Raw genomic sequence first — 9,955 nt, 5'->3', positions numbered from 1 at the left:
ATGGCACTAAAATAACGTGCGGTTAGTACCTCCCACATTCTGCCGTCGGACATACAACCAAGGAAGTAATTCAAAAATTTAATTGTAATTTGGAATTGCTTGAAAAAATTTATTTTGCCACGCTGTCGTATAAGAATCACCATGATAATAACGGACAATTCTTGAAAGAAATATTTTTAGTTAGTCCTTCTATATTGGACAAGTATATAGGTTATTTAATAAATAAATATAATAGATCTTTTAGTGATAATCAAAAAAGACACCGTTGTTTTTTTGAATTGGATGATTTTATAGAAATATATAATAAGATTTTTGAGCAGTTAATAAAGAATTGTCGGTTTTCCAGGATGTCAGTACCATATTTTTTAGAGTCTTTATTATTACCAATTCAAAACGAGCAAAATCTGTTGGGAAAACAAGACGAGTGGATTCGGCAATGTATTCAACTGTCCTTCAATGATGAAACAAAAATGTATTGTCTGTTTTCAGTTATATCAAAATTAGGAATCGAAAGAAAAAAGGAATATATTTTGCTATTTATTGAGAATAATCCATCGTTTGAAGATTTTGAAAGGATACCATTAACTCCTACTTCTTACAGTTGGTCAGGTAGTGCAATACCTATGTATTCTAATTGGATTGTGTATCTCAAATCATTGCTTCCAAGCTTTATAGGCTTAAAATGGATAAAGCATAAAAATTATATTGAAACAAAAATTGGTTATTTAAATAAGCAAATTGAATCTGAACAAATAGATGAAATATTAAGAGGATGATTTGCAAATACAATAGAATATGGAAAATAAAAGAAGGAATTGTAGGAAAACCGTTATTTTGTTACAACAACATTAAGGATAAAAATCTTGATTTTAGGTACTTATACAAGTTATGTGGTCTTTTAATGTTTATAGTGCTAAAATTCGATACAAAGATATAAGAGGCAAAATTAATTTATCAGTAATCATAGACATGGTAAGTGGGTACATGATAAAGGAAAACTAATTGTAGTGTTTAGAAGAAGCAGGGGTAGGACGATGGAAATAAATGAAAATCCAGGATTAAAAACTAATGTGATTTCGATGTATAAGAGTCGTTTTAAAACTGAGGGATTTTTTAGACCAAGAATTTATAAAGATCTAAATATTTCTGGTAAAATAATGAATCATATAGTTGATATTTATTTTGAGTTCACTCAAATGAGTAATACAGAACGAACAATAATCAAAACAATAGAAGGTAAAGAAGTAACAGATAAAGATATATGGGAATTTGTATACGTTTTGAAAGATTTGTATTTTTTTGCAAAAGGTATTGTATATTATGATGATAGTGTTTCTGGCTCTGCAAAGAAAGCAGCTGAAACAGCAAATATAGACTTGAGAAAATTTGATTTTTTTAAAGAGGTTCAAGTAAGTACTCTAAGTGCGCTCAAAGTAATGCTTCCTAATGATAATATAATAGGAGATCCGTTTTGGATTGTTATGGAAATAACAAAAAGCAATTACGAAACTACAGGAAATTATAGTCTGATAGAAGGTACAATACCCTTGTTTCTATCAAAAAAACAAGCCAATAATTTCTGCAAGAAATTGAAAGAATGTAGGGTATTTGGAGTTTCTCAAAATCATCTTAGAGTTTTGATAAATTTAAATGAGAAAGGTATGTATCCAGAGTTTAATATAGTTCTTCCGGAATTTCAACAAACGCAACATAATTTTCTTTTGACTTATAATATTAGTTGTGAAAATTTAAAAAAATTTTATCTACGGGGTGATAGCAATGAATAATACTTCACAAATGAAAGGTGAGAAGTTTGAATCAGTCGTTGAAAAAATTTATGTTCAAATTGCTACTAACGAACGGATAAAAGCCAAAGTCGAAAAACATGTTCCAATGTTTGGTGATGATGGAGCAAGCCATGAAATTGATGTTCTCTATTCTTATGAACATTTTGGGGTGAATTATAGGGTGGCAATCGAGTGTAAGAATTGGAAGAACCCTATAAATGTTGCTGAACTGAGAAATTTCTCTTATAAATTGGAGCATATAGGAAATATAAATGGAATTTTTATTTCGGCAGAAAGTGAGTTTCAAGATGGTGCAAAGAAGGTTTCTAGTTTTAATGGAATTAGACTCATAAGATATAATGAATTACACAGATTTATTAAAGGCCAAAATGACCAATATTTGATTCCGGACTTTAAAACTATAGGAGATCCTTTTTGGATGCTTATGAATTCGAGAGGAAAGACCTCGATAGAACAAAATATGATTTTAGACGAGGGAATTTTCCTTTTTGAAAACAAATATTTTGCTGAGCAATTTCAAAAACTTCTTCTGTTAAATTATGGTGATGCCTTTAAACTTGTAGGTGTTTCCCAATTACATTTGAAAGAGATTAAATGTTTGAAGAATAATTATAAAGTTTCTGTTAAACTATTTAATCAATTCACAAGTGATTTAAACAGGATACCATATCATTTTTGGGATTTAGATGCTAAAGATATTGAAATGTATATAAGATAAAATGAAATGATCAAATACTTATAATTTTTGAAGTGTAACTAAAATAGTTAATATTTCTTAATTACTACAATATATGTTTCGCACGACAAAACAAGGAACTTATTTTGTCAATAAGGTATTTCCTGAATGGAGAATGGATGTACTCTGCCCTGATTTAATAGAGCGAGCAAGAAAAATGACTCGTGCAAGAAGTAATAATCATCCGTGGCTGTCAATGGATGATGAAGAATTATTAAGAAGTGCAGGACTTATTTTATTGGATCATGAAAGCAGAAGAGAAGGGATTACACTGGCAGCAATCCTGTTATTTGGAAAAGATACAACGATTATGCCAGCGCTTCCCCAGCATAAAACGGATATGATTTTCAGAGTCCAAAATCTGGATAGATACGATGATAGGGATGTAATTGTTACAAATTTATTGGATAGTTATGACAGAATGAGTGAGTTTGCAAAAAAGCATTTAAATGATCCGTTTGTCTTAGATGGAATGCAGTCAGTTAGTGCAAGAGATGCAATTTTAAGAGAAATTATATCTAACAGCTTGGCACATCGTGATTATTCAAGTGACTATGTTGCCAAGATGGTAATTGAGAAAGACCGGATCTTTGCGGAGAGCAGTAATAGAACACATGGATTTGGAAATTTAAATTTGACTACATTTGAGCCATTTCCTAAGAATCCGGCAATCTCTAAGGTATTTAGGGAAATAGGACTTGCTGATGAGTTGGGTTCTGGAATGAGGAATACTTATAAATTTACAAAATTGTATTCAGGCGGAGTGCCGCAGTTTATAGAAGGGGATACTTTTAAAACAGTGATTCCATTAAATGGGACTGCTACATTGAAGGCGGGACCAAAGAGTTGGGACTAAGTCAGTGACCAAGTCGAGAATGATACGATTGCTATGAAAATACTTGAATTTTGTAAAACAGCAAGGACTAAAAAAGAAATTTCAGAATATATAGGTTACAAGAATTTAACTTATATGACCCGAACTTATCTTAAGCCGTTATTGGAGAGCAAGAAGCTGAAATACACAATACCGGAGAAGCCAAAGAGCAGGTTACAAAAGTATATAACAAAACAATAAATGAGCAGATGGAAGCCTCTGAGTCGACATAAGATTTGGAGGATTTCTTTAGCCAAATTCATAGGAGGAAGGAAATGATTGTTTTTCAAACTATACACCAAGAATTGTTTAATTATATATTACATAATTTTTTAGAAATCGAAGTTTTTAATGAAGACACAGATCTGGGAGATATGATTGAAATTCTGCTTCCTAAATATTTATATAGAGAACAGTATCGCAGCTGCATAAAAGCATTGAAAGAGTTGTTTCTATGGACAGAGGATTCTTTTTATCATGAGATGCGTGCGCTTCACGAATTATTATTATTCCATTTTGTTGAGTATATGGCAGAACTGCAACAGGATTTGCCTGATTTCAATCAGATCTATATTGATGAAAAGGGACATTCTTTAATTGAACAAGCAATCAAAGCTGATTGTGATGAAGATGGTGATTTGGAATCTGAAGATTACAGAGAAATCTATTATGATATTTTCTTATATCCGGATTTTTTGTTTACAGATACAGATTTTTTATTGATAGATAAAATATATAACACGAGAAAAGCAGGTAAGCCGTTCATAGAAGAGATGTTAGGGATCAATATAGATTACTATTTTGAACTTTTACCAATGGATATTCAAGAACAATATAAAACAAAGCATATCACGCTTACAAGTGAAATCTCTTCCATGTTAAAATATATTGAGAAAAGAATCCGTTATGGAAACCTATATAAACTTTTCTGGGAAAATAATCATCCTGTGAAGGAGGAGCGTATTCAGCTTATTTTGGAAAATATTATGGATGCATATTTCTATAATCAAGAAGTGGAAATTACCAGAGAGGCATTATTGGGAAACGGGAAAGTGGATTTCAAACTATATAAAACAGATCATGAAGACGAAAAAGTTCTGATTGAATTAAAAAGGGGCAGCAGTACTTATTTAAAAAAGGGATATGAAAAACAACTAACAGATTATATGTTATCCAGTAATTATAAAAATGCTTTTTATTTGATAGCCTGTTTTACCGATAATGAGTATGAACGAAGTGTAAAATTTATCAGAAATCATGTTTATACAGATACAATACAACTGTATATAAATATTTCGATTTTAGATTTGAGAAAAATAAAAACAGCTTCTAAATCTTAGGAGAATTAAAACAATGGGTTTATAGGTAATATAAAATATGGAAAGGTTAAAATTAGATGGAAGCACTAGCTGCAATGAAAAATATTGTAAGATTTTAGCCGCTGTATTTCAGCAGAGAAAGGTTCTGTCATGTTAAAAAAAGATTTTACAACTAAAGAAGATCTGATGACAATTTTAAAAATACTAAATGATTCAAATATAAAATACTGGCTTGACGGCGGCTGGGGAGTCGATGTTTTAGCAGGTAAACAGAGCAGAAATCACAGGGATATTGATATAAACTTTGATGCACAGTATACGCAGGAAATCCTAACTCTTCTCAAAGATCATGGTTATGAGATAGAAACTGACTGGGCCCCTGTCAGAATGGAATTATATAGTGAAAAATACGGGTACATCGACATTCATCCTTTTATTTTAGGTGAAGATGGAACCGCAAAACAGGCAGATTTGGAAGGCGGATGGTATGAGTTCAGTGCAGATTATTTTGGAACTGCTGCTTTTGATGGAATTAAAATACCATGTATTTCGGCAAGAGGACAAAAAGTATTTCATACAGGATATGAATTAAGAGATGTAGACAGGCATGATCTAAAAATTATCGACAGTTTGCTAAAATAATTTCCAGTCTTAAGGAGCATCGTATAGAGGAACAGAACAAGATTCCCACCGCTATATGATGCTTTTTAATCTATTCTACCTTAAGAGGATATAAATACGAAATTTTATACTATACTGAAAATATATAAATTAAAATCTGTGCTCTAAAAGGGTATGAATTTGATTTTGGATCTTCAACGGATCTGGTCATAAAGGTTCATGATTACAGGGATTCTTTTTAGAAAAAGGAGAGGCTTACGAATCTGTAGAGAAATAATCTACTGGAGTTTCAGTGTGATGAATGTGGGGAAGAAATGCAGCTGCCTGTCTGCAACTCACCGAGAATGGGAGTTTGTGCCTACGAAGGAAGTGATATTTATCCGGATCAGTTTATGCCGGATAGGAACCGATAGTGAAATTAGATGTTGAGTGAAAAGAGGATACATCTGCGTCAGCAGAGGTATCTTCTTTTGTTAAGTAAATTAAAGGAGTATGAAAGTCTATCTCTATTCATCCCACTGGCAGGCCTTCAAATCGACATCTCCATTATCTTTAAACACAGCACCTTCTTCTAATAAAAGCAGTCCCTGATCATGCCAGCCCGGAACCAGTCTTCCGGCGTGATTGACTACGCGGTGGCAGGGATAACTGCCGTAGTATTCTGCCATACTGAGGACCCTGCCCACAAGTCTTGCATTTTTTTCTTTTCCGATCAAACGGGCAATCTGCCCATAAGTCGCAACCTTTCCCCGGGGAATTTCCTCCACAACAGAGAGGATTTCATAAATTAATCGCTCATCTAAAATCTTTTTCATATGTATATCCTCACAAATTATAGAATGGATTATGCTAATGAAATCATGCTGCAAGACAGAAGAAATGTCAAGAACAAGGCAGTATGAATTCAATAACTTTATGGGGTTAAGAAAAATTCAATGGAATCCATACAGTTCTATGTTATACTGAAAACAGACGCCCGCACGCTGCCGCACTTTATTTCATTTGAGCGGATGAGCGTTGTGTGTCAGGGCAGAAAGAACGGAGGTTGAAATTATGGGAATTTGGATGTTGAAGCACTAACAGCAGGGCGTTGGTGTTTCCAAAGCCTTGCTGATCGGTAAGAGGCGTAAACAAAGATACGGTCAGGAGGCAAAGGATGTCATATTTTAATTATCAGTCAAAGAAGATTTATTACAAAGAAACAGGAAGTGGAAAACCTATCGTGTTTTTGCACGGGAATACAGCATCTTCCAGGATGTTTGAACTTATACTGCCTTTATATGAAGATAAGTTTCATGTGATTCTCATTGATTTTCTGGGGCATGGGAAATCAGACAGGCTGGAAGAATTTCCGGCGGAACTCTGGACGGAAGAAGCAAGACAGACGACAGCGCTGCTTGAGCATCTGGATATTGGAAAGGTAAACCTTGTGGGAACCAGCGGCGGTGCGTGGGCAGCAGTTAATGCGGCCTTGGAACAACCGTATCTGGTGGACAAGGTAGTGGCGGACAGTTTTGACGGACGCACGCTGGCAGATGACTTTTCGGAGAATCTGCTTAAGGAGCGTGCAGAAGCCAAGAAGGACGAAATGGGGAGAGCATTTTACGAGTGGTGCCAGGGGGATGACTGGGAACGCATCGTGGATATGGACACAAATGCGATGGTACAGTGTGCCAAAGAGAAGCTGCCCTTATTTACGAAACCTCTGAGTGCACTGGAGAATCACCTTTTGCTCATGGGCAGTGAGGGAGATGACATGTGCAGAGCAGATTTTCAGGATGAATATCGTGTCATTGCCAGAGAGACAAATGCAGACATATGTATATTCCCGGAAGGGGTACATCCTGCAATCCTCTCCTGTGCGGAGAAGGCTGCAGAGGCCATTTCGAGATTCCTGGAAGAATAAGAATCATAAGGAGGCCGGAAGATGAGAATGCCGGGAAAGATTGAATCAGACATGTTCGCACCCTGCGGGATGAACTGTATGGTTTGTTACAAGCATTGCTATCATAAAAAACCTTGTGCCGGATGTCTGAACAGCGACCGGGGAAAGCCGGAACACTGCCGGAAATGCAGGATTAAAGACTGTACCGCCGGTAAAAATATTACTTATTGTTATGAGTGTTCTGATTTTCCATGTAAGCAGATAAAATCATTGGAAAAGAGCTATAACTCCCGGTATCGTGCAAGTCTGATCGAAAACAGCAGAGCTGCGAAGGAGTATGGTGCAGAAATTCTATTAGAAGAACATCGGGAGAAGTACAAATGTCCGGACTGCGGCGGTATTATTTCTTTACATGATGCGGAGTGCAGTGAGTGTCAGCATAAGATGCGTACATTATGTAATTAACAGGGAAGGAGAAAGCGCTTGTGGAAGGGAAGATGAGCTGCTGCGGCACTATATGTTCTGAATGTGAATTTTATCCGGACAGCTGCCGGGGGTGTCATGAGATCAAAGGCAGGGTATATTGGCTGGAGTACACACAGGAAAGTATCTGCGATATCTATGACTGCTGCATGAACACGAAAAAATATGATCACTGCGGCTGCTGCAAAGATTTGCCGTGCAGCCGCTATGAGCGTGATGATCCAACAAAAACTCCGGAAGAAAATGCAGCCGGCCTTCGTGTACAGATCAACAATTTAAAGGAATATGGGAAGCGGCAAAAACAAGAAAACAGTTCCGGATCACAGGATTTACAGACAGTACCCGGAATAGGGAAGAGAATCGCTCAGCATTTAAATGCGATTGGAATTTACTGCGTGGATGACCTGAAAGGCAGAGATCCGGAGGAATTATACAGTATGGACTGTATTCAAAAGGGATTTACAGAGGACCGGTGTGAGCTTTATGTGTTCCGGTGCGCGGTTTATTATGCGGAACATGAGGAACACGATCCGGAAAAACTCAAATGGTGGTACTGGAAGGATAAAGAATAGCCGGAAGTGCCAAGAGGCTGATGACTTCTGCAGTGACGCGGAAGTCATCAGTTTTCTGTTTTACATATAGAATGAGACCATAAATTAATTATATGGGATCTGACAGGAGAAGTTTTGTGCAGATACACGGATGAGAAAACTAGTTTATAAATTTAAGAAAGGTAAAAAGAAATGACAAATGAGTTTCAGGATTTTGGTCTCTCAATAGAAATTTTGGAGGCCTTAAACGGCCTTGGATATAAAAAACCCACAAACATACAGCAGGAAGTGATTCCGCCCATGCTTGCAGGAAAAAATATAGTGGCCAAAGCCCCCACAGGAAGCGGAAAGACGGCGGCGTTTGCCATACCGATCTGCCAGAATGTCCGGTGGGAGGAAAACGCACCGCAGGCCCTGGTGCTGGAGCCTGCGAGAGAGCTGGCAGTTCAGGTCAGCCAGGAAATGTTTCATATAGGGCGGAAGAAGCGCCTGAAGGTTCCGGCGGTATTCGGGGGATTCCCCATTGACAAACAAATCCGGACTTTGAAGCAGAAATCCCATATCGTGGCGGGAACCCCGGGGCGTGTCATGGATCATATCCGAAGGGAAACCTTAAAACTTTCAAACGTACAGTGGCTGGTTATAGACGAAGCTGATCTGATGCTGGATATGGGATTTATTGATGAAGTGAAACAGATCCTTTCACTGGTTCCCGCAGACTGCAGAATCTCTCTGTTTTCTGCCACACTAAAGCCGGAAATCCGGGAACTGGCCGACGGGTTTATCCCGGAGGCAGTGCTTGTGATGCAGGAGGCAGGGGAAGAACAGGCATCAGCCATCACGGAAAAGCTATACTTCGCCAGCCAGGAGAGAAAATATGATACATTTCTTGACATTCTCATGGACGAGAATCCACAGAGCTGCATGATTTTCTGCGGTACCAGGGAGATGACAAATGTATTGTTTCAAAAGCTGCGGAGAAAACGGATCTTCTGCGGGATGCTTCACGGAGATATGGAGCAGAGGGAACGCCTGAAAACTGTGGATGCCTTCAGAAGGGGCGGTTTTCGCTTTTTGATCGCGACAGATGTGGCGGCAAGAGGAATCGACTTTGAAGAGATCAGCCATGTGGTGAACTATGATTTTCCGACGGGGAAAGAAACCTATGTGCACCGGATCGGAAGAACGGGAAGAAACGGGAATTCAGGTACTGCAGTCAGTTTGGTGACCGAAAATGACCAAAGGATGTTAAAGCAGGTGGAAACGTATCTGGGACGGGAACTGCCCGTCACAGAACCGCCGGTCATCGGTGACGAAAAGGAAAGAGCCTTCTGGAAGTTCCAGCGGATAAAGGCAGAGAGAAAGCCTGAGAAGGGTGAGGCATTAAATGAGGGGATCACCCGCCTGTCGATTGGAGGAGGCCGGAAATCAAAAATGCGGGCCGGTGACATTGTGGGGACGATCTGCAGTATTGAAGGGCTGGAAGCCTCCGATATAGGGATTGTGGATATCAGGGACAGCATAAGTTATGTGGAAATCCTGAATCGGAAAGGAAATCAGGTGTTAGACTATCTCCAGACGAAACCGATGAAGGGTAAGGTGCGGAAAGTCAGAAAAGCAGGGAAATAAAAACATAGCGGATCAATACACCGAACAGGCGATGCGGTCATATAATAGC

General features: G+C 37.8%; 12 protein-coding genes. 11 read left to right on the top strand and 1 reads right to left on the bottom strand.

Features of this window, described 5'->3' with window-relative positions; all coding sequences use genetic code 11:
- Nucleotides 1-161 precede the first annotated feature (161 nt).
- From DWV34_RS10040 to DWV34_RS10015, 7 genes are all read left to right on the top strand, one after another.
- Nucleotides 162-776 (top strand): hypothetical protein, encoded by a 615-nt coding sequence (locus DWV34_RS10040; RefSeq protein ID WP_243000845.1) that lies wholly within the window; start codon nucleotides 162-164, stop codon nucleotides 774-776.
- A 258-nt stretch (nucleotides 777-1,034) separates the two neighbouring features.
- Nucleotides 1,035-1,787: a hypothetical protein gene (locus tag DWV34_RS10035; protein WP_118476184.1), complete on the top strand. Its 753-nt coding sequence runs from the start codon at nucleotides 1,035-1,037 to the stop codon at nucleotides 1,785-1,787.
- A complete protein-coding gene (locus tag DWV34_RS10030) occupies nucleotides 1,780-2,526 on the top strand; it encodes a restriction endonuclease (RefSeq protein ID WP_118476182.1) in 747 nt (248 codons plus the stop codon). Before DWV34_RS10035 ends, DWV34_RS10030 begins: the two co-directional genes overlap by 8 nt.
- Before the next feature lie 133 nt (nucleotides 2,527-2,659).
- Entirely contained in the window at nucleotides 2,660-3,400 is a 741-nt protein-coding gene (locus DWV34_RS17660) for a hypothetical protein (protein WP_330417007.1), read from the top strand.
- 33 nt (nucleotides 3,401-3,433) lie between these two features.
- Nucleotides 3,434-3,619: a Fic family protein gene (locus DWV34_RS18205; RefSeq protein WP_412403289.1), complete on the top strand. Its 186-nt coding sequence runs from the start codon at nucleotides 3,434-3,436 to the stop codon at nucleotides 3,617-3,619.
- A gap of 74 nt (nucleotides 3,620-3,693) precedes the next feature.
- Nucleotides 3,694-4,758 (top strand): hypothetical protein, encoded by a 1,065-nt coding sequence (locus DWV34_RS10020; protein ID WP_118476180.1) that lies wholly within the window; start codon nucleotides 3,694-3,696, stop codon nucleotides 4,756-4,758.
- Nucleotides 4,759-4,887: 129 nt separating this feature from the next.
- The gene (locus DWV34_RS10015; RefSeq protein ID WP_054335193.1) at nucleotides 4,888-5,379 is read left to right on the top strand and encodes a nucleotidyltransferase domain-containing protein; all 492 of its coding nucleotides are present in this window, start codon (nucleotides 4,888-4,890) and stop codon (nucleotides 5,377-5,379) included.
- 485 nt (nucleotides 5,380-5,864) lie between these two features.
- Here DWV34_RS10015 and DWV34_RS10010 read toward each other — a convergent pair whose 3' ends face one another.
- Entirely contained in the window at nucleotides 5,865-6,173 is a 309-nt protein-coding gene (locus DWV34_RS10010) for an MGMT family protein (RefSeq protein WP_009289175.1), read from the bottom strand.
- Nucleotides 6,174-6,514: 341 nt separating this feature from the next.
- Between DWV34_RS10010 and DWV34_RS10005 the strand changes: the two genes are divergently transcribed.
- The 4 genes from DWV34_RS10005 (at nucleotide 6,515) to DWV34_RS09985 (ending at nucleotide 9,906) form a co-directional block, all read left to right on the top strand.
- The gene (locus tag DWV34_RS10005; protein WP_118476178.1) at nucleotides 6,515-7,264 is read left to right on the top strand and encodes an alpha/beta fold hydrolase; all 750 of its coding nucleotides are present in this window, start codon (nucleotides 6,515-6,517) and stop codon (nucleotides 7,262-7,264) included.
- Nucleotides 7,265-7,285: 21 nt separating this feature from the next.
- The gene (locus DWV34_RS10000) at nucleotides 7,286-7,708 is read left to right on the top strand and encodes a DUF3795 domain-containing protein (protein ID WP_009289173.1); all 423 of its coding nucleotides are present in this window, start codon (nucleotides 7,286-7,288) and stop codon (nucleotides 7,706-7,708) included.
- 20 nt (nucleotides 7,709-7,728) lie between these two features.
- A complete protein-coding gene (locus DWV34_RS09990) occupies nucleotides 7,729-8,298 on the top strand; it encodes a helix-hairpin-helix domain-containing protein (RefSeq protein ID WP_009289172.1) in 570 nt (189 codons plus the stop codon).
- A gap of 171 nt (nucleotides 8,299-8,469) precedes the next feature.
- A complete protein-coding gene (locus tag DWV34_RS09985; RefSeq protein WP_009289171.1) occupies nucleotides 8,470-9,906 on the top strand; it encodes a DEAD/DEAH box helicase in 1,437 nt (478 codons plus the stop codon).
- The last annotated feature ends 49 nt before the right edge of the window (nucleotides 9,907-9,955 follow it).

It is taken from the genome of Anaerostipes sp. AF04-45 (assembly GCF_003461725.1).
GTDB classification, from domain to species: domain Bacteria; phylum Bacillota; class Clostridia; order Lachnospirales; family Lachnospiraceae; genus Anaerostipes; species Anaerostipes caccae.
Note: the sequence above shows the minus strand (reverse complement) of the source record. Positions and strands in the feature narration are given on the sequence as shown.

Coding starts and splice junctions, on each gene's coding strand:
- DWV34_RS10020 (WP_118476180.1), top strand. CDS start 3,694: ATGATTGTTTTTCAAACTATACACCAAGAATTGTTTAATTATATATTA.
- DWV34_RS09985 (WP_009289171.1), top strand. CDS start 8,470: ATGACAAATGAGTTTCAGGATTTTGGTCTCTCAATAGAAATTTTGGAG.
- DWV34_RS10010 (WP_009289175.1), bottom strand. CDS start 6,173: ATGAAAAAGATTTTAGATGAGCGATTAATTTATGAAATCCTCTCTGTT.
- DWV34_RS10005 (WP_118476178.1), top strand. CDS start 6,515: ATGTCATATTTTAATTATCAGTCAAAGAAGATTTATTACAAAGAAACA.
- DWV34_RS10035 (WP_118476184.1), top strand. CDS start 1,035: ATGGAAATAAATGAAAATCCAGGATTAAAAACTAATGTGATTTCGATG.
- DWV34_RS10030 (WP_118476182.1), top strand. CDS start 1,780: ATGAATAATACTTCACAAATGAAAGGTGAGAAGTTTGAATCAGTCGTT.
- DWV34_RS18205 (WP_412403289.1), top strand. CDS start 3,434: ATGAAAATACTTGAATTTTGTAAAACAGCAAGGACTAAAAAAGAAATT.
- DWV34_RS10015 (WP_054335193.1), top strand. CDS start 4,888: ATGTTAAAAAAAGATTTTACAACTAAAGAAGATCTGATGACAATTTTA.
- DWV34_RS17660 (WP_330417007.1), top strand. CDS start 2,660: ATGGATGTACTCTGCCCTGATTTAATAGAGCGAGCAAGAAAAATGACT.
- DWV34_RS10000 (WP_009289173.1), top strand. CDS start 7,286: ATGAGAATGCCGGGAAAGATTGAATCAGACATGTTCGCACCCTGCGGG.